Source organism: Marinobacterium litorale DSM 23545 (assembly GCF_000428985.1).
Taxonomy (GTDB): Bacteria; Pseudomonadota; Gammaproteobacteria; order Pseudomonadales; family Balneatricaceae; genus Marinobacterium_D; species Marinobacterium_D litorale.
In genome coordinates this window covers 120,974-140,774 of record NZ_AUAZ01000001.1, presented here as the reverse complement: position 1 = coordinate 140,774, position 19,801 = coordinate 120,974, and the positions used below count along the sequence as shown (strand labels likewise).

General features: G+C 59.2%; 19 protein-coding genes. 4 read left to right on the top strand and 15 right to left on the bottom strand.

The genetic code is table 11. The annotated features are described in order from the left end of the window. The first annotated feature begins 25 nt into the window (after positions 1–25). From G403_RS0100665 to G403_RS0100655, 3 genes are all read left to right on the top strand, one after another. Positions 26–3,367 (top strand): PAS domain S-box protein, encoded by a 3,342-nt coding sequence (locus G403_RS0100665; protein WP_051298299.1) that lies wholly within the window; start codon positions 26–28, stop codon positions 3,365–3,367. Further along, positions 3,364–4,353 carry a response regulator gene (locus G403_RS0100660; RefSeq protein WP_027852290.1) on the top strand — a complete coding sequence of 330 codons (990 nt, stop codon included), beginning with the start codon at positions 3,364–3,366 and terminating at the stop codon, positions 4,351–4,353. The genes G403_RS0100665 and G403_RS0100660 overlap by 4 nt, the downstream gene beginning before the upstream one ends. Before the next feature lie 139 nt (positions 4,354–4,492). Beyond that, positions 4,493–5,791, top strand: coding sequence for a hypothetical protein (locus G403_RS0100655; protein ID WP_027852289.1), 1,299 nt, complete (start codon positions 4,493–4,495; stop codon positions 5,789–5,791). Positions 5,792–5,801: 10 nt separating this feature from the next. Here G403_RS0100655 and hypE read toward each other — a convergent pair whose 3' ends face one another. The 14 genes from hypE to G403_RS0100585 are packed head-to-tail and all read right to left on the bottom strand — an operon-like array spanning position 5,802 to position 17,304. Beyond that, positions 5,802–6,827, bottom strand: a complete 1,026-nt coding sequence (hypE, locus tag G403_RS0100650; RefSeq protein WP_027852288.1) for a hydrogenase expression/formation protein HypE — start codon at positions 6,825–6,827, stop codon at positions 5,802–5,804. After that, positions 6,824–7,972, bottom strand: coding sequence for a hydrogenase formation protein HypD (gene hypD / locus G403_RS0100645; RefSeq protein ID WP_027852287.1), 1,149 nt, complete (start codon positions 7,970–7,972; stop codon positions 6,824–6,826). The genes hypE and hypD overlap by 4 nt, the downstream gene beginning before the upstream one ends. After that, entirely contained in the window at positions 7,969–8,229 is a 261-nt protein-coding gene (locus tag G403_RS0100640; RefSeq protein WP_027852286.1) for a HypC/HybG/HupF family hydrogenase formation chaperone, read from the bottom strand. The genes hypD and G403_RS0100640 overlap by 4 nt, the downstream gene beginning before the upstream one ends. Positions 8,230–8,250: 21 nt before the next feature. Further along, a complete protein-coding gene (gene hypF / locus G403_RS0100635; RefSeq protein WP_027852285.1) occupies positions 8,251–10,575 on the bottom strand; it encodes a carbamoyltransferase HypF in 2,325 nt (774 codons plus the stop codon). Beyond that, the gene (locus G403_RS0100630) at positions 10,575–12,026 is read right to left on the bottom strand and encodes a sigma-54-dependent transcriptional regulator (protein ID WP_027852284.1); all 1,452 of its coding nucleotides are present in this window, start codon (positions 12,024–12,026) and stop codon (positions 10,575–10,577) included. The genes hypF and G403_RS0100630 overlap by 1 nt, the downstream gene beginning before the upstream one ends. Before the next feature lie 13 nt (positions 12,027–12,039). After that, a complete protein-coding gene (gene hypB, locus G403_RS0100625) occupies positions 12,040–12,951 on the bottom strand; it encodes a hydrogenase nickel incorporation protein HypB (RefSeq protein WP_027852283.1) in 912 nt (303 codons plus the stop codon). A gap of 1 nt (position 12,952) precedes the next feature. Further along, on the bottom strand, positions 12,953–13,294 hold the full coding sequence (hypA, locus tag G403_RS0100620; protein ID WP_027852282.1) for a hydrogenase maturation nickel metallochaperone HypA: 342 nt from the start codon (positions 13,292–13,294) through the stop codon (positions 12,953–12,955). Beyond that, positions 13,287–14,330 (bottom strand): hypothetical protein, encoded by a 1,044-nt coding sequence (locus G403_RS0100615; protein WP_027852281.1) that lies wholly within the window; start codon positions 14,328–14,330, stop codon positions 13,287–13,289. The genes hypA and G403_RS0100615 overlap by 8 nt, the downstream gene beginning before the upstream one ends. Continuing rightward, complete coding sequence (gene hybE, locus G403_RS0100610) at positions 14,327–14,812, bottom strand: [NiFe]-hydrogenase assembly chaperone HybE (protein WP_027852280.1); 486 nt, start codon at positions 14,810–14,812, stop codon at positions 14,327–14,329. The genes G403_RS0100615 and hybE overlap by 4 nt, the downstream gene beginning before the upstream one ends. Beyond that, positions 14,809–15,030 (bottom strand): rubredoxin, encoded by a 222-nt coding sequence (locus tag G403_RS0100605; protein ID WP_027852279.1) that lies wholly within the window; start codon positions 15,028–15,030, stop codon positions 14,809–14,811. Before G403_RS0100605 ends, hybE begins: the two co-directional genes overlap by 4 nt. Continuing rightward, positions 15,027–15,890: a hydrogenase expression/formation protein gene (locus G403_RS0100600; protein WP_027852278.1), complete on the bottom strand. Its 864-nt coding sequence runs from the start codon at positions 15,888–15,890 to the stop codon at positions 15,027–15,029. The genes G403_RS0100605 and G403_RS0100600 overlap by 4 nt, the downstream gene beginning before the upstream one ends. Positions 15,891–15,899: 9 nt before the next feature. Next, positions 15,900–16,334, bottom strand: a complete 435-nt coding sequence (locus G403_RS0100595) for a thioredoxin domain-containing protein (RefSeq protein WP_027852277.1) — start codon at positions 16,332–16,334, stop codon at positions 15,900–15,902. Next, entirely contained in the window at positions 16,331–16,663 is a 333-nt protein-coding gene (hypC, locus tag G403_RS0100590) for a HypC/HybG/HupF family hydrogenase formation chaperone (RefSeq protein WP_027852276.1), read from the bottom strand. Before hypC ends, G403_RS0100595 begins: the two co-directional genes overlap by 4 nt. Positions 16,664–16,665: 2 nt before the next feature. Continuing rightward, the gene (locus G403_RS0100585; RefSeq protein WP_027852275.1) at positions 16,666–17,304 is read right to left on the bottom strand and encodes a HyaD/HybD family hydrogenase maturation endopeptidase; all 639 of its coding nucleotides are present in this window, start codon (positions 17,302–17,304) and stop codon (positions 16,666–16,668) included. Positions 17,305–17,711: 407 nt separating this feature from the next. On the opposite strand from G403_RS0100585, the gene G403_RS0100580 reads away from it, so the two are divergent. Continuing rightward, positions 17,712–19,130: a two-component system sensor histidine kinase NtrB gene (locus tag G403_RS0100580; protein WP_036231942.1), complete on the top strand. Its 1,419-nt coding sequence runs from the start codon at positions 17,712–17,714 to the stop codon at positions 19,128–19,130. On the opposite strand, the gene G403_RS0100575 is transcribed toward G403_RS0100580, so the two are convergent. Next, on the bottom strand, positions 19,123–19,548 hold the full coding sequence (locus tag G403_RS0100575; RefSeq protein WP_027852273.1) for a bacteriohemerythrin: 426 nt from the start codon (positions 19,546–19,548) through the stop codon (positions 19,123–19,125). The two genes, G403_RS0100580 and G403_RS0100575, sit on opposite strands and share 8 nt — an antisense overlap. Positions 19,549–19,801 lie beyond the last annotated feature (253 nt).

Sequence of the window (19,801 nt, the reverse complement as noted above, 5' to 3'; positions counted from 1 at the left end):
GACGCAGCGACAACGGAATCCATCAATGACTCAGATGGCCCCAGCCTCGGTACTCGTGACCGGCACCCCGATCACCGGCTACTATGTGACAGAGATTGTCTTCGTATCCTTTGTCATTGCCGTCGCCTCTGCGATCCTGGCATTACTCAGTCTGGACACGGCCCGGCTCAGCCCCGGAAAATCAGTGCGGCGAGTCATTCTGGCCGGCGGCGCCCTGGTACTTGCCGGGGGCACCTGGTCGATGCACTTTGTCGGCATGCTGGCCTACCGTCTGCCCTTTGCCGTGAACTATGACGTTACGGCTACCGCGCTGTCGGTGGTCCCGGCTCTGGTTGCCGGCGGTGCAGTGATGAGTACCCTGGCGCAGCCCAAACCTCGATTCAGAGCGCTTATCCTCGCCGGCACCGTTGTCGGTAGCGGCATTGGCATCATGCACTATACCGGCATGATGGCCATGAGCATGGACGCACTGATGCATTACAACCTGCTCTACATTGCCGGGTCGTTTCTGGTCGCGATCTTGATCGCCAGTCTCGCGCTTATCCTCAGCGCACGCACCGCTTCAACCCTGCTACCCGAGCGCTTTCGGCGTCTGAATCGACCGCTTTGCGGACTGGTGCTGGGCAGCGCCATTACCGCCATGCACTACACCGGGATGCAGGCCGTGAGCTTTGAAGCGACCGCCGCTACAACCCCGGAGAGCACGGATGCCAACCTTCCATTTGCGTTACTTATTGCCGTTATCACCGTAACGCTGCTCGGCGGTGCCGCCGTGGCCAATACATTGATTCGCTACCGTTTCCTCTCACGGGAAAACCGGGAGCACCAGCGCCAGCTGGAGGCGATCCTGGATACGGCGGTGGATGGAATTATCACGATCAGTGAACGGGGTATCGTGCAGGCGATGAACCCGGCGGCCGAGCACATACTGGGCTGGCAAGCCAGGGAAGTGATTGGCCGCAATGTCAGCGTTCTGATGCCCGAGCCCTATCGGCAGAACCACGACGGTTATCTGAAAAACTACCGCGAAACCCGACAACCCAAAATTATCGGCTCAGGCCGGGAAGTGATGGCCCTTCACAAAGATGGCCGACAGATACCGATCCGACTGGGGGTCGGGGAAGTCAAACAACCGGGTTTGCCGTCGCTTTACGTGGGCTTTATTACCGATATCAGTGAACGAAGGGCCATTGAAACGGCGTTACGGGAAAGCGAGCAGCAGTACAGCTCCCTGATCAGCAATATGCCGGGGGTTGCCTTTCGCTGCCTGATCGATACGAACTGGAGCATGCTCTTTGTCAGTGATGCGGTGGAAGAGCTGACCGGCTGGAGCGACCGGGATTTCCTGAACGGTCGTATAAACATGGGCGATCTGATCCATCCGGATGACCGGCAATCGGTCATGGAGAATGTCCTCAACGCACAGCAGGCGGGGACCAGCTACGCCATCGAGTACCGCATTGCTCGCAGGGACGGTCGCGAAATATGGGTGCTGGACAGTGGCGGATTTGGACTCAGTAAAGATGGAGAAACTCCCTGGATCGATGGGGTCCTGCTGGATATTACTGAACGTCAACGAATGGAGCAGGCGCTGCGAGAAGCTAAACGCGATGCCGAGCACGCCGCCATGGCCAAGGCGACTTTCCTGGCTAACATGAGTCATGAAATCCGCACGCCGATGAACTCCATCATCGGCTTTAGCGATGTATTGATGGATACGGACCTGGATGATCAGCAGCGCCGTTACACTCACCTGATCGCCAATGCAGGCCGTTCCCTCCTTCACCTTCTGAACGATATTCTGGACAGCGCCAAACTGGAACGAGGCAAGCTGGAGCTGGAGGTTCGCCCGTTTTCCCTCCACGAGCTGCTCGATGGCATTATCTCGACGCTCTGGTTGCAGGCACAACAGAAAGGACTGGCGCTTGAACTGAAACTGGATGAACAGCTTCCGAACTATTTTCTGGGCGCGCCAGAGCGTATCGGCCAGGTGCTTAACAACCTGCTGGGTAACGCCATCAAGTTTACGGAGGTGGGTCATGTCCACCTGCACGTTGCCCCGTTAGCGGACAGCGACTCAATCGAGTTCCGCGTCATCGATACCGGGATTGGCCTGGAACCCGAGGCGCTGGCCAATATTTTTGACCCCTTCACCCAGGCCGATGCCTCCATGAGCCGCCGTTTCGGTGGTACCGGCTTAGGGACGACCATCAGTAAACAGTTGGTGGAGCTGATGGGCGGAGAGATCGGAGCCACCAGTACGCCAGGCGTCGGCAGCTGCTTTCACTTTTCGCTGCCACTCACCGAAGCCATCCCCCCGGACGAGCAGCCTCAGAAATCACAGGCACATCCAAGCCTGCCGCCGCTCAATGTGCTGATCGCGGATGACATCGAACAGAACCTGGAGCTGCTCGAACTGATCCTGACTCGCGATGGCCATCACGTGGTGAAAGCCCACGACGGCATCGAGGCTCTGGCACAGCTTGAGCGCGATCCGTTTGATCTGGCCATCTTCGATGTGCAGATGCCCAACCTGGATGGTCTCAGCGCCGCCCGCCGGCAACGCCAGCGAGAACAGGACCTGGGACTCAAGCCATTACCCATCGTCGCACTGACCGCCAGCGTACTCGAATCCGACCGGCAGGCCGCGCGCGATGCGGGTATGAACGGTTTCGCAAACAAGCCGATCGACCCCACACTGTTGATGGAAGAGCTGGCACGGGTACTGGATCATGCGGTCACGCCCACCGCATCCGTACTGGAATCACGTCGGCGACCCAATGTACAGATAGACCTATCCAAAGCACTGGCACTTTGGGGCTCGGAGCCCCGCTATTGTGAACAGCTGCGTCGCTTCCTGGAAAGACTGAAACAAGCCCCCATAACAGTCACTCAGGTCACACAGGGCCAGTGGACTGAGCTGATTCAGCAGAGCCACGCCGCTGCGGGTGTGGCGGGCAACCTGGCTCTGAGTCGCCTGTCCCGGCGCCTGAGCAGCCTGGAATCCGATGCCAAGCAGAAAAATACCCAGCGTTGCCGACGTCTGATCGATGAGGTTCAGCAGCTGCTCAACCGTGTAGAATCTGAGTTGAACGAGCTTGAAAGCCTCAAGCCGGAAGAAACCCTGCATCAAGCTGAGCAGCCGAAGGACTGGGCACTTTTTACGACCGCACTGGAGCAACTGCGCAACCTCTGTCACCATGGCGAGATGGACGATGCGCTGGTCGAACAGTTAAACCAGAACTGCCCGCCCGCCCTGCGCGAGCAGCTTCAACCTGCGCTTAATGCGCTGGACGAGTTTGACTTCAGGACCGCGCTGGAGCTGCTGCCCACGGACGAACAGATACACCAGGAGAATGCCCAATGAACGGACCGGATGCCAAAGCCTCGATTCTGGTCGTGGATGACGAGCCATCCAACCTCAAGGTGTTGCGACAGCTCCTGCACGAGGAGTACCGGTTACTGTTTGCCCGTAACGGGGACGACGCATTGACGTTGGCCGAGCAGGAAAAGCCTGATCTGATTCTGCTCGACGTGATGATGCCGGGTATCACCGGGTACGACGTGTGTACGACCCTGAAGCAAAATCCGCTGACTCAGTCGATTCCGGTGATTTTTGTGACAGCGCTGCGTGACAGCGTGGATGAAGCCCACGGGTTTGAGCTTGGCGCTGTCGACTTTATCACCAAGCCGGTCGTTCCCGCGATTATCAAAGCGCGCGTCAAAACCCACCTGTCGCTTGTTCGCGCCGATGCGCTCACCGAAGCCCATGTGCAGCTGATTCAGAAGCTCAGCCGGGCCGCCGAATACAAGGATAACGAAACCGGCCAGCATGTTCTGCGAATGAGCCACTACTCTCGCCTTCTGGCGCTGGCCTGCGGTTTTTCCGCACCCGCCGCCGAAGATCTGCTGCACGCGGCCCCCATGCACGATATCGGCAAGATCGGCGTACCCGATGAGATCCTGACCAAGCCGGGCAAACTCACCGACGAAGAGTTCACCATTATGAAGCAGCACCCGATCATCGGTGCTGAAATACTCGGTGACTCCAGTGCCCGTCTGATTCGTTTGGCCCGCTCAGTGGCGCTGACCCACCACGAAAAATGGGATGGCAGCGGTTACCCGCAGGGCCTCAAGGGCGAGGCAATTCCCATTGAAGGGCGTATTGTCGCCCTGGCCGATGTGTTCGATGCCCTGACCAGCCGCCGCCCCTACAAGGAGCCCTGGAGCTTTGATCGCACGGTGGCGCACATCCGAGAGCAGAGCGGTAAGCACTTCGACCCGCAGCTGGTCACACATCTGGAAAACCTGTTACCGGAGTTCGAAGCGATCCGCGCCCGCTGGGCCGATTGACGCTCGAGCCATTCACCCTGAGACTCAATGACAGCCTGACCGGTTCACCTCGGTCTGCCTCCTGACATTTGCGTTTAACCGCAGCCACAGGGATCATAACGCGCTTTATCCATCGCTAAACGGGGCCGTATCTCACACCATGAAAGCACGGATAGCTGCACTCGCGGGCTGGCTGCTCTTTATTACTCTGATTACGGCACTGACCACCGGGCTGACCGGGTGGTTTGCCGGCCACTGGGTGGGCGTTCCACTCTGGCTCGCTGCCATTTTGCTATTCCCTCGTCTTAACCGCAGCCAGCTCAAACAGATTGGCCCTCTCTTTTTGATCGGCGTTATTGGACTGCTCTTCGGTCTCGCCAACGGCGCGGACACGCGCTACCTGTTCCAGGCGCTGGCGGGTAACCAGATGGTGGTTGCCATGCTGATCGGCGTCAGCTTTCTACGACTGGTGGCCACATCCGGCATCCGCAGTAATGAAGCACTGCCCAGAGGCAAAACCGCGCTGACCAATACCTTGATCGGTACCCATCTATTTGGCTCGGTGATCAATATTTCCGCGGTGTTAATCGTCGGCGACCGCTTACGGACGCAAAGCGCTATGACGCCGCTCCAGGCAGTCACACTGCTGCGCAGTTTCGCGATTTGCGCATTCTGGTCTCCCTTTTTTGCAGCCATGGGTATGGCGCTGATCAGCGCGCCCGGTGCCCAGCTTTCATCACTGGTTACGTTCGGCCTCCCGCTCGGTCTCGTCGCCCTGCTGTTTACTGCATGGGAAATTCGACGTTCGCCGGACGCAGAGATTACCGCCGGCTACCCCATGCACCTGCAGTCGCTCTGGCTGCCCGTGGCCTTGGCCGTGTCGGTGATTATCGCCCACCTGATCTGGCCCGAGGTAAAAGTCCTGACCCTGGTCTCTCTCATTGCCTTGCTCGTCACGCTGGTATGGCTTCTCATCGGCGGCGGCAATAGCGGCCTGACTGAGGGTCTGCTCCATATTCGTGATGGGCTGCCCAATATGGCCGGGGAGATTTTTCTGTTTGTCGCCGCCGCCATGCTGGCGGCCGGCGTGGCCGCCACTCTCTCTTCCCTGAACCTGGCGCTGGCACCTGATCACTTCGGCGCAGGTGCGGCGTCGGTCACACTGCTGGTCCTGGTCGGCCTGGCCATGGCGGGCATGCATCCGGTCACCAGTGTCGTACTGGTCGGCGGCGTACTCGCGCCAACCGTGGAAGATCCCAACCTGCTGGGTCTGACCATGCTGATGGGTTGGTCGCTGGGGGTCGGTTTATCCCCCTTCTCCGGGGTTCAGCTCAGCCTGAGAGCCCGCTACGGAATCGGCGCTCTGGAGCTGTTACGTTTAAACCGAATCTATGCGCCGGTTATGCTGGCGACCTGCTTTGCGGTGCTCTGGGTCTATACGCGACTGACTCCGCTCTAAAAAGCGCTGACTAGCAGATCCGGGGCAACTGTTCGCCGTTCAGCCAATCCACCATCCGATTGCCGCCGAAGCGGGTTTCCATCTGGACAAACCGGTGCGGATCCTCCACGACCTGACCGACAATCGCGGCCTCCTCGCCCTGAGGATGTGCCCGCATCACCGCAAGCAGCTGCTCGGCCCGGTCCTGAGGGCAGATCGCGATCAGCTTACCTTCGTTAGCCACGTAGAGAGGATCCAGCCCCAGGAATTCACAAGCCGCTTTAACCTGTTCACGCACCGGGATCTGTTTCTCCCAAAGCTGCATGCCCACCCCGGACTGATGCGCCAGCTCGTTCAATGTATTGGCCAGCCCGCCCCGGGTGGGGTCGCGCAGACAGCGGATGTCGGGAATCGCATCCACCATGGCCGCCACCAGCCCATGCAGCGCCTGGGAGTCCGACTGGATTTCACTTTCGAACCCGAGACTCTCGCGCAGAGAGAGAATGCAGACGCCATGATCCCCCATCGAGCCAGAAACCAGAATCGCATCGCCGGGCTGAGCCCGGTCACCGGATAGGTTAAGCCCTTCCGGCACGACCCCGATACCGGTGGTGTTGATAAAAACGCCATCGCCTTTACCGCGTTCAACCACTTTGGTGTCGCCGGTGACGATTGGTACACCCGCTTCTTTCGACGCGGCCGCCATCGAATCCACAATGCGTTTCAGATCGGCCAGAGCAAACCCTTCCTCAAGAATGAAACCCGCCGAGAGGTAACAGGGGGTAGCCCCTGCCATGGCCACATCGTTGATGGTTCCATGCACCGATAGCGAACCGATATCGCCGCCTGGAAAAAACAGCGGCGAGACCACATGACTATCGGTGGCCATCACGACGCGCCCCGGAGGCAGCTCAAACTGCGCCTGATCGTTGCTCTGCGCCAGCCACTCATTATCAAACGCCTGTGCAAAAAGCTGGTCAATCAGCTCGGCCATGGCACGTCCACCGCTGCCGTGGACCATTTCGATCCGGCCATTGGCGATATTTAAACGACTCATACCCGCTGCTCCTGTACCGGTATGCGGCTTTCACTGTGGCGCCCGTAGCTGTAGTAGGCCGCGCAGGCCCCCTCCGAAGAGACCATGCAGGAGCCCAGAGGGTTGTCCGGTGTACAGGGGTTAGCAAAGAGTTTGCAGTCGCGCGGGTTCTTCACCCCCCGGAGAATCGCAGGACACTCACAGGCCTTATTCTCACGCCCCTCCAGCTGCTCCAGCTCAAACCGCTTTTCGGCATCAAACTGCGCGTATTCCGAGCGTATCTGCAGCGCGCTTTCCGGTATGGCACCAAGCCCTCGCCATTCGAAACTGGCGCGCCGTTCAAATACACGGTCCACCATCGCCTGAGCCTTCAGGTTTCCCTGGCGGGTTACGGCACGGGTGAACTCGTTCTCCACTTCACAGCGGCCCTCGTTAAGCTGTCGGATCAGCATCAGAATCGCCTGAAGCACATCCAGCGGCTCAAACCCGGCAATTACGACCGGCCGATTATACTGTTGCGGAAAGGGCTCATAGGGTGCCGAGCCGATTACGGTGCTGACATGGGCCGGGCCGATAAAGCCATCCAATGCAAGAGCACCGTTATCCGCTTCCGGGGTATTGAGAATGGCGTGCATCGCCGCCGGCGTCAGGACGTGGTTGCAGAATACTGAGAAGTTATCGAGTCCCAGCTTTCTCGCCTGGTCCAGTACCAGCGCCGTGGGCGGTGTCGTGGTCTCGAAACCGATAGCAAAAAACACCACCTGCTTGTCCGGGTGCTGCTGTGCCAGCTTGATCGCATCCGCCGGTGAATAGAGCATACGAACGTCGGTGCCCTCGGCACGCACTTTCATCAGACTTTCCCGTCCGGAGCCCGGCACCCGCAGCATATCGCCGTAGGTACAGAGGATTACATCCGGGCGCCGGGCCAGGTTGATCGCCATATCCAGCCGACCAATGGGAAGGACGCAAACGGGGCAACCGGGGCCATGGATCAGCTTCACGTTGTCCGGCAACAGATCAGGAATGCCATACCGAAAGATGGCATGGGTATGACCGCCACAGAACTCCATCAGGTTATAGGTGCGAGCCGGGTCAGCCTCAACCCGGATTTGGGCGGCGATATTGCGGGCTTTATCGCCATCGCGAAACTCATCAACATACTTCACGACTGAGCCTCCCCTTCCAGGGCCGCATCCCGGGCCGCCTGCAGCTGCCCCAACTCCTCGAACAGCGCCAGCGTTTTCGCTGCCTCCTCCGGATCAAGCTTGTTCAATGCGTACCCCACGTGCAGGATCACGTAGTCGCCCACCTGCAGATCATCCACCAGGGCTATATTGATCTCCTTGCGCACACCGCCGATATCGGCCAGCGCACGCTCTTCATCGATCAGCTTTTCGATCCGTACCGGAATCGCCAGACACATGGCTGTTTCCTCTTACTGCTTTTAATTATTCAATAGTTGACCGCGATCCAACCGCATCTGTACCACCCACGCCTGGCCCAGACTAATAGCAGCGTCGTTGGCCGGCACTTTTTCCGGCAACAAGACACTAAACCCCTGTTGGCTAAGTCGTTCACGCAGGCCGTCCCGTAGATACAGGTTCAGCAGACAGCCCCCACTCAGTGCGACCGTGTTCAACCCCTCGTGCTCCGCGTGCCGGGCTATCCATGCACTCAGCAACGTAACCAGCCCCGCGTGAAAAGCGCGTGCACCCTCAGCCGGATCCGTCGCCTCAAGGAGCGAAGCGAACAAAGGCAACAGATCCAGGTCACCGCGCAGATCAGTCGCCTGTATAAGCGCACCTCGCTGCTGCTCAGTTTGAAAACCCCGACTGTTTGCCAACGCCTCAAGCAACATGGGCGCATGTGCTTCATACGACTGCCGTTCACAGATACCCAGCAGCCCGGCCGCCGCATCAAAGGCCCGTCCCAGGCTGGTGGTTGGCGGACAGTTAACACCGCGCTCCAGCATCTTTAGAACCGGTTGAATAGCGGCGCAGTCAGCATAGCGCTGATCAATCAGATCATGCCGCCCTAAGCGATAGAGCACCGCCACCGCCATCCGCCAGGGCTCTCTGGCCGCCGCATCGCCGCCGGGCAGTGGCAGTGGTGTTAAAGCGGCAAGCGGTTTAAAACCCTGTCGATCCACACGCAACAACTCACCGCCTCTCAGCAACCCGTCCCACCCCAGGCCGACCCCATCCAGGGCCACCCCGAGCACAGGCTCACAGTGGCCGTGTTCCGCCATCACCGCCGCCACATGGGCGTGATGGTGCTGAACAGGATGCAAGGGCACACCCCAGTGCTCGCTCAACCGCTGAGCGTAACGGCTGGCATGGAAGTCGGGATGCAGGTCACAGGCGATATGCCCCGGGCGCACGCTCAGCAGATCACACAACTGATCCACCGTGCGCTCCAGTGTGCGACAGTTGTCAGCATTATCCAGGTCTCCCACATGGTGCGAGAGATAGGCACGGGCGCCTTGCGTCAGGCAGAGGGTATTCTTCAAATAAGCGCCCAACGCCAGCACCGAAGGCCCGCGCTCAGGCAGAGACAGGGCCAGCGGCGCAGCGCCTCGACCCAACCGAATCGGCATGGCCGGCTCGCTGAGGGCATTAAACAGGGAATCATCGCAGCGGTGCTCGATCTCGCGATCATGCAGCAGAAACAGGTCGGCAATACCGCCCAACTTACACAGCGCCTCATCGTTAGCGGTAATAAGTGGTTCTCCGCTGCGGTTGGCACTGGTCATCACCAGTAGCATTGAATGTGGCTGCGCCAACCAATCGACTCCCCCTGGTCGCTGAGCCGCCTCGTGAAACAGCAGCCAGTGCAGCGGGGTATGAGGCAGCATTACGCCCAGACGATCAAGGCCCGGTGCTAACGCATCAGGCAGGCCTGAGCCTTTGAGTCGACGCTGAAGCACGATCGGCGCGATACTCGATCGCAAAAGCGCCAGGCCGTTTGCCGTCACCTCAACCTGAATTGCCAGTGACGGCGCATTCAAGCCCATAATCGCAAATGGTTTACTCGGACGGCACTTACGCTCACGCAGCTTTCGCACGGCTGCCGCGTTGGTGGCATCACACACCAGGTGAAAACCGCCGACGCCCCGGACAGCCAGAATCTCGCCCCGCTGGATCGCCGCCACAGCCATTACGATCGGATCACCCTCAACGGGCGCTCCACGGTTGTCCGCAGCCCACAACCGGGGCCCGCAGGATGGGCAGGCGTTGGGCTGGGCATGAAAGCGCCGGTGTTCGGGAGCCTGGTACTCCTGCTCACAGGCAGCACACTGCTTAAAGGCGGCCATGGAGGTGTTGGGGCGATCATAGGGCAGCGCCCGGATCAGTGAGTAGCGCGGACCACAGTGTGTGCAGTTGATAAACGGGTAGCGGTAGCGCCGGTCTAACGGATCAAACAGCTCCCGCAAACAATCATGACAAACGGCCGCATCCGGCGTAACCGGAAGGTCCAGGGGCCGGTCACTGTGTTCACTGGCGATAATGCGGAAATCGGTAAAGGGCTCACCCGGTTCCAGCGGCGTTTCGCGGACTTGGTCAATCCGTGCCAGCGCTGGCAGCTCGCGCTCCAGTGACCGGCGAAAACAGGCCAGTGCGTCGTCCTCTCCTTGAAGATCGATCTGTACGCCCTGGTGACCGTTACTGACTGCGCCTTTCAGCGCCAGCCCAGTGGCCAGCCGATGCACAAAAGGGCGAAATCCCACCCCCTGCACCTGGCCGCTGACCAGAAGGCGCACGGCGGGCATCAGTGTGTCTCCAGCTCGTAGCGTTCGATCTTGGCGCGAAGCCCCACCCGGGAGAGTCCCAGCTCCCGCGCGGCGCGGCTCTTGTTCCAGCGGTGACGAATCAGGGTTTCGCGCAGAATCTGCTTCTCCAGCTGCTCTACCCGCTCTTTCAGAGTGCCGCTGAGGTCTGCCACCTCCGCCAGCATCGGCGCGGGCTCACCATCCACACAGGTACGCAGAACCCGTGGGTTCAGAAGGTCGGCTCCCAGTACCGGATCCCGCGCCATCACCAGCATACGGCGCACCTCGTTTTGCAGTTCGCGCACGTTACCGGGCCAGCCATATCCCTGCAGGCACTCAATCGCCTCGTCACTGAAACCGTCGACGGGCTTGTCGAACGCCTCCCCCGCCTGATCGAGGAAGGCCCGCACCAGCACCGGGATATCACTCGGCCGCTGAGACAGGGATGGAAGCTCCAGCGTGACCTCGGCCAACCGGTAATACAGATCTTCTCGGAAGCGCCCGGCCCGCACCTCCTCTTCGAGACTGCGATTGGTGGAGGCGATCACACGTACATTGATCGGCCGGCGCTGGCTATCCCCCACCCGACGCACCTCGCGCTCCTGCAGCACACGCAACAGCTTGACCTGAAACGCCGGAGAGATCTCACCGATCTCGTCCAGAAAAATGGTGCCGCCATCCGCCTGTTCAAACAGACCTACGTGATCGTTGATCGCGCCGGTGAACGCGCCCTTGCGGTGCCCGAACAGCTCTGAAGCCAGCAGTTCATCGGGCATGGCACCACAGTTCTCAACCACGAAGGGCTTGTCTGCACGCAGGCTGTTGTAATGCAGCGCCCGGGCGAACAGCTCCTTGCCGCTTCCGGAAGGGCCGGTTACCAGAACCGAGATATCGAAGGGTGCAATCTGGGCAACCTGATCGCAAAGCGGATTAAGCGGACTGTCTGCGGCACGCAGTATTTCACTGAAGTCGAAGCGTTGCCTCAGACGCGCCTTCTTCGCTTCCACCTGGGCTTCCACCTGCGGCGTCGTCAGGCGCATCTCCGTAGCCAGCAGCTCATTCTCCGACTGCAGTGCCATCAGCTGACAGGCGTTTTTCAAGGTCAGGAGCAGATGATCCGGGTGCCAGGGTTTGGTCAGGTACTGAAAGATTCCGGCATCGTTCAACCCCCGGATAATATCCTCTGAATCGGTGTAGCCGGACAGAATCAAACGCGCCGTTTGCGGGAAGCGTTCCCGCACCGCGATCAGAAATTCAACACCGGTCTGGCCGGGCATGCGCTGATCACAGAGCACCGCCTGTACCCGGTTACTCTCCAGCAGCGACATCGCCTCTTCGGCACTGCGGGCCGTGAGTACGTCGAAAGCTTCATCCAGGGTGCGCTCCAGCGTTTCCAGTGAGCGCACTTCATCATCAACACAGAGTACGGTTGCGCGGGGCTGATTCGACATTAGCGGCTCCCCGTCACAGCAGCGCTTCAAGCGATTGAGCCTGCTTCTGCAATGTCTCGATTCGTTGGCGGATGCGAGCTGTGCGGCGGCTGTCGATCCACTCAAGCCAGTCGCTCATACCCTCGCCCGAGCGAGCAGACACCTGAATCACCTCTATCTCCGGGTTCACCCGGCGGGCGTATTCAAGACAGGCTTCCACATCGAAATCCAGGTAGGGCAGCAGATCGGTTTTGTTCAGTAACATCAGATCCGCTGCGTGGAACATATCCGGGTACTTAAGCGGTTTGTCTTCACCTTCGGTCACTGAGAGGATCGCCACCTTATGAGCCTCTCCCAAATCGAAAGCCGCCGGACACACCAGGTTGCCCACGTTCTCTATAAACAGAACACCGCCCTCCAGAGCATCCAGATGTTCCAGCGCGTGGCCGACCATGTGGGCATCCAGATGACAGCCTTTGCCGGTGTTGATCTGTACCGCACGCGCGCCGGTGGCGCGGATCCGTTCGGCATCGTTGGCGGTCTGCTGGTCACCCTCGATCACCGCCAGCGGGATGCGCTCGCCAAGCAGTTCGATGGTCCGGGTCAGCAGAGTCGTCTTACCCGAACCCGGGCTGGAAACGAGATTCAGCGCGAACAGCGACTTCGCGTCGAAACGCGCCCGGTTCTGAGCCGCATACCGGTCATTCTTACCCAGGATATCCTGCTCGATCTGCACCATGCGGCTCTGGCTCATACCGGGTGCGTGAGCATGGGCGGCACCCTTGCCGTAATGCAGGTTCTGCCCCTGGGCCACCAGCGGGGAGCTGTCGGGTTGTTCGTGATGGTGGTGATGTCCACCCTCATGTCCGTGGTGGTGATGTTCGTGACTGTGTTCGTGACCTGCCACCTGTACTTCGCCTTCGCCACAGCCGCACACGGTACACATACTACTCCACCTCCAGTTCTTTGATTCTCAGTTCATCGCCCCGCGTCACCTGCAGCTGGAAACTACCGCAGTTAACACAGCTATCATAACGTTGTGTGATCGGTACCTGGCTGGAGCACGCCAGACACCAGGCCTCACCGGGCAGATCGATAATATCCAGCTGCGCCTGCTCCGCCAGCGTACCTCGGGTCACAGCGTCGAAACAGAAGCGCAGCGCTTCACTCTCCACCGCAGCCAGAGGCCCTATTTCCAGCCAGACCCGCTTGACCCGGGAGTACCCCTGACTGACCGCCTGCTCCTCAAGGAGCTGTATCACCCCTTCGGCAATCGACATCTCATGCATATTGAATACTCACCTTGTAATCCACGCAGGGGTCTAGCGCCAGCACCAAATCGCTCACCAACGCCTTCGCCTTTTCCGGCTCAACCTTCACACCCGGCAGGCGTTTGCGAAGCACACCTTCAGTATGAAAGTTCACGTCGGTTGGAGCCAGTATCATCCAGCGTGCGATCCGGCCTCTATCCATGGCAACCGAATGCAGGAGCCAACCCCGGGCGGTCTGAACCCAGGCCCAACCCAGCTCCTCGCCCCGGATTGTGTCCCCGTGCTCGAGCTCCGGCTGCACACTTAAGTGAGGCGCAACCAGCCAGGCAAGGTCGGCTTCAATCTGCATCAACAACCTTTCGAGACAGGACTGAATCACCGCCTTCGCCTCTGTCAGTTCGCCACTCGCCGCCGGCCCGGTCTGCCCGCAAACGGCAAGCAGGTTTTTAAGTCGCGCCGGTTCATTCGGTTCACCTCGAACCCAGTCTGCAACGGCGCTCTTGACTCGCTCAGGTTCAAGGTCTGGCAAGCCCGGCCCCAGAGTGATGCCCTGCCACCGCAGCGACCGCATTTCGCACCAGGCGCTCCAACTATCGTCGGCCCGACACAGCCCAAGCCACCAATTCTTTAACGTCAGTGCACTCTGAGCCAGGTCAGAACCCGAGCTTTCCACTAACGAAATCAACGTCGCCGTGCGCGCCAGAAGCTCCCGGACTGAAGACTCATCAGTACCGGGCAGCTGCCAGTCTCGCATCAACCGTAAAGCGGTTTCTCGCACACGCTCCACCACCAACAGATGCTGTTGCCGCCACCACTGCTCAGCCGAGACTTCAGTGCCCAAGGCGCGGGCCACCGCCAGACTGCCGGCGGCCTGATGCGCTCTCCCGCAGAGCGAAAAAAGGACGCCGACCAGTGCGAGCCCCTCCTCCGGCGTCCGCCCGACAAGCAGCCTGGAAACAGCGTCAACCGGACGCTCCAGCGCCACGCTGAGATCCGTTATCTGCCTGCCATCATGGCGTATATCGACGCACAGCTGGCCTGGCCCCACACTCACTGGGCACCTCCCAGTGCACGTCGGAACAACGCGCGCCGTTGCGGATTTTCAGGCTTGCCTTGAGCAAGCGCCTCAGACGCTTGAGCCTCGTGGGCAACAGCAGGCGCGAAGATCAGCGCCGCCATTTCGTTCGCCAATGCTCGCGCCTGTTCGTGGTCGATCATGACGCTGGTATCCGAAATCAGGGCCGCACTACCATAGCGCCCCACTGAGGCGAGCTCCGCGCAGACACCCTCATACTCACCTGATTCAAGGGCTAATACACAGGGCTCGCCTTTAACGGGCATATCGACTTGGTTTAGCGGCACCCAGAGCAGATTGACACACCAGGGCGTCACCAAAATACCCGCTGCCCCGCTCTGATCCAGCAACTGCCAGGCCACCAGCTCAACCTCAAGCGCTGCGTTATAAAGCGGTATGTCGCCCATGCGCTGCGCTGCATCCCGGTAATGCGCCAGTAACAGATGCTCCACGGTGCTCATGGCTCATCCACGACCATAAACTGGTCTCGGTCGCCATCGCACTGCGGGCAGCGCCAGTGATCGGGCAACGCGGTAAAAGGCGTGCCGGGCGGGATCTGCCAGACCTCATCACCGTCACTCGGGTCGTAGAGATACCAGCAAATCTTGCATTCCAACCGGGTTGTATCCGTAATTCGGCTGTCATCGCCCAGATAGCTTCCCTCAAAACCCGCGCTCACACCAAAACCTCGCGCATCTCCCGCAGGCGCTCTGCGGAATCTTCCAGATCCTCCCGCGCCGCACAGGCCACCTGAGGGATATCGATCACCTCCAGCGTATCGAGTATCAGCTGGTCGGTACTGTTGTAATACTGAACGCGCCAGATACCGGCGATCGCGGTGGCACTGATACGGCAGTTTCCATATCCCCGGGAGAGGATCACTACCTGTCCCTGTCCCAGTTTTTCTCCGAGAAACTGATGATCCTCAGGCGCAAACGGCAGCAGTGAGAGGTTAATCACATGGGGCAGTTCACGGGCCTCCTGTTGGTGCTTGCGGGCCACATCCAACAACTCCACCAGAACAGGCCCTGCATTCAGAACGCCCAACGGCAACTGATCCAGTTCGATCACCGGAACATCCGACGAGGGGAAGGCATTGTCGCGGGCACATTGAGGCACATCGGCCACCTCCAGCCACTGGCTAACGACCGCGCCCGCTTGATCCAACTTCTGTAACCACCAGAGCCCCGCCAACACGGTCTCCTGGGCTCGAACCGGGTGATCACCGATAATCTGAAGCGCAACCTCACCCTCTCCCAGGACCTGGTATAGCAGCGCTTTTTCAGCCTCATCCAGACTATCCAGTTCGATGACTTCTACAGCCTGCCCCGGCCGGTATTGATCCAGCGCCTCCTGCACACGCCCCAGCAGTACCATAGCCCCCGGGGCCTGGGAGAGCTCTTCCGGCTCCGGCAACCTCGGCGGCTCGAAGGTATGCATCTCTTTCGGCATCGGCATATAACTGAGGCCATCGTCTTCGGATTTAGAGCCGGGACCTATGGCCGGTGTCAGATCAAACAGCGGAATATCGGTTTTCATGATCACTCCTTAGTGGCCGCAGGGCGAGGCTGACGAGGTGCTGGAAACGACCGGAATCCCGATGCCCGGGTCGCGGGATGGCTCAAGACTCAAGATACGTTCGACCTCCGCGAGGTACTCATCCCAGTTGCGAACCCGTGACAGCGCACCCAGATAGCGCCCTTCCCGCAAAAAAACCAGGGTTGGCCAGGCGTTGAAGTTATACCGCCCCTGGAGCGCACGCTCTGAGTCCCGGGCAATCACGGCCGGTGATAGCTGAGTGAAGCGCTTGGCAAGCTCCGGCAGAATCACGGCCACATCCAGAGACTCTGAGAAGCGGTTGGGGTCTTCGGTAAAAAACAGCACCGACCAGGGGGCCTTCTTGATGAACGAGTCGAAATTCTCGCTGTTCAGGCAGGGGAAGCCATGGCGCTCCACCAGCTGATTAAGTAGTGGATGGTTCACTCTTTATCCCCTTTATTATGTTGTTCCAACTGAGCCTGAAGGTGGGGCGGCAGCGTGGGTTCCCGGTTCACCAGATCAGAAAACAGGTTATCTATCCGGGCATGATCGCCCTCAGCGCTGGCCTGGAGTGCACGCAGGGCATCTCGCACCTGGGCCGCTCTCTCGGCGCTGATCAACTCACGGGCCGCGCCGGCAAAAACCAATAGCCAACTCCCCGGTGCCGGTGTGTCTACCAGCCGGATATCTACCCAGTCGCGACGGTCGCTATCCGAGCAAAGTGCCCGCCCTGCTTCGACGACTATCACCTGCATGGGAATGCCGATACACACCGTTAATCCTCCTCGCCACGGGTCATATTGACGAACCGGATATCACCGTGGCGAAAGGCTTCGGCCTCATCCGGTCGCCCGGACTCGTAACGCTCCAGCGCCAACTGCTGCGGTGATAAAGGCTCCTCCGTACCCGGAGTCGGTGCCGTGATGGTTTCAAGCGGGCGGATATCGCGCTCGGCCAGGTACTCAAGGGCAATTTCCAGTGACCGGTCCAGTTGCGCACGTACCGGCTCGGTCAAGCTGCCCCCGAAGTCCTCCAGCATCTGCGGCTGTACACCGATCAGGATCAGCTCCCGCGGGTAGGCGCCGGTAAACTCCGCCATCGCCAGCACTTCCTGGAAGCCTGTCTGATGCAGGCTCATCTGTTTGGCACCCATAAACTTCGGCACCTCGTCGTCACGAACCACCTTAAGGGTGCCCGGCTCCAGCCCATAATCGATCGCATCAAACACGACCAGGATATCGGCCTGCTGAACATGCTGGACCAGGTAGATTCCCTGGGTGCCGCCATCAAGCAGGCTGACAGTGTCGGCAAAACGGTAGCGCTGATTGAGCAGCTCGACACAACGGACGCCAAACCCCTCGTCAGCCCAAAGCAGATTCCCGATACCCAGGATCAGGACGTTGTCTGTATTCATCTATCGCTCTCTCTGTTCCCGGCATCCGCCTGCGGCTCCTGCCGGGCTACACCTACCCGTAACCCGGATACAGCGAAGCGTAATCCGGGAAACGCTGCTTTCCGCTATATATCCACCTGGAAACAAGTACCATGCCAATGAACGCTAGCAGCCAAGGATCGCGCCGCTCAGGTGTTACACCTGGGGTTACACCCCAAGGGGGACTCAACCAATCGAAATCAAACATTCCAGTTAGACCGCATACCGAAAATTTACTAACCACCCTGTTAGGCAAGACAATCGACCGCCCTCTATCCCGTCGACGCGCGCTATCCGCTATAATCGTCGGATTCGTCATCCGATAGCATCGCTTTACCGCGTTCTGATGCTATTGATTCACCTTTTCACCGACATCGATGACATACACTATGATCCGATTTCTATCTGCGCTTTCCCTCTTGCTCGTTCAGCCGTTCGCCCAGGCCGCCCTGCTTGATGTCTTCAAGGAGGATGACGGCAGTACCAAGTGGCAGTATGTCGCCAACTTCTCCAGCGGCGTTCTGATCATTCTCCTGACGCTGGTTGCGCTGATCCTGTTTATCACCTGGCGCCGGGCACGGCGCTACAACATCGCTCTGGAGGAGATCAAAGGTCATCTGGAGGAAAGGGTTCAGGAGCGAACGGCCAAACTGGAGCGCGAAGTCGCCGAGCATGTCATTACCACCAAGATGCTCAAGGCATCCGAGGCCTACATCCACAACATTCTCAGCTCCATGCCGCTGGTGTTGGTGGGTTTGAACGACAAAGGCAATATCACCCACTGGAACCGGCGGGCGGAACAGATCTCCGGTATCAGCGCAGACGATGCGATCGGCCAGAACCTGTGGTCAATCTATTCCGACATTACCGTAGCGCCTCGCCATATCCAGAAGGCCCTGGAGAAAGGCGAGGCGATCACGCTGCGTCATAGCCAGCCGGGCAGCTACCACTTCGATATCATGGTCTACCCGCTGGAGAACTACAGCGAACCCGGCGTGGTGATTCTGGTTGATGATGTGACCAAGCGTGTCACGGCGGAGAACATGCTGATCCACCATGACAAGCTCTCCTCCATGGGCGAGCTTGCCACCGCCATGGCCAACGACATCAACACCCCGCTACAGGCGATTCTGTTTGATCTCAGAAGCTTCCAGGGAATCCTGGAGTCGGGAAAACTCTCCCCACAGGGATGCGACAGCGCACCGGATACCAACAAGGTCCAGCAGCTGCTGGATAACGCGTCACGTAATGGTGAGCAGGTGGAATCGATCATACGCAACCTGATGCAGTTTGCGCGTGGCCGTACTGACAAGCCGGAGCCCGCCAACGTCATCGATATTCTGGAACACTCACTGGAGCAGGCCAGCGACGTTCTGACACTGCCGGACACGGTAAGCTTCAGTGATATTGTGATCGAGCGTCATTACGAGGAGGGGCTGCCGCTGATCCCCTGCTATGTGACCGAGTTGCAGCAGGTTTTCCTGAGCCTGTTCCGTCACGCCTATCACTCGATCGCCGAGAAAACGGACAGCGACTTTCAGCCAACCATCAAGCTTTATGTCGGCCAAAGCTACGACGCGGTATCCCTGAGAATCCAGCACAACGGCAAAGGGCTCACCGACGATGAACAGATGTACCTGTTTGAACCCTACCTGCACAACAGTGATCAGGACCCACGGACAACGGGGGCCGGCAAGCGCCTGTCGTTTGCGCACTTCGTGATAACGGAACAGCACCAGGGCCATATGGCCGTCACCTCAAACCCGGACGTCGGAACCACCTTCCATATTCAACTGGAACTTAGCTGACCTCGTCGTGACGGCTGACAAACTCGGCTGTCACGTGATCCATGGTGGCCACATGATTGCGAAGCCAGTCGGGCAGAATTGACAGATATTCGTAGAGGTGGCCCACGTCGCCGGCAGCGCGCCACTGGCGGCACGCCTGATCCATCTGCGCAATAACACGGGCGTGCTCGCCCTGGTGGCACGCCAGTGCCGGAAAGTTCACACGCTCCATCTCCCGCTCTTCATGGGTGAAGTGCTGCTGACAATGTTCATACAGCGCCGCGAGCAAGCGCCCGATCTCTTCCCGGGATTCACGATCGGTGGCCGCATTGGCGATCATAGCCTCCAGACGCTGAAGCAGAGACTCTGCCCGGGCGTGATCCTCATTCATGAACGCAAGTGCCACCTGCGGTAAGCGCGAACCTTCGACTACGGACATACACACCCCGGCCTGTTGGAAATGGGTAGATTCTTGGAAAGCGCGGATACTAACGCAGCAATAAAGAGACAGTATTGAGCCGAATCAATCATCGGTCGGGTTTCTCACCCGCTGGTCAGGCTATAACAACAAGGCCATTCAATTTCCGTTTTTCTTATTAGACTTATGGCTAGAAATGCCCAAAAACACGCTTTCAGACCGGACTCACGCTATATCGGCCGCTCCTCTTTAGGTACAATGCGACGCCACAAAA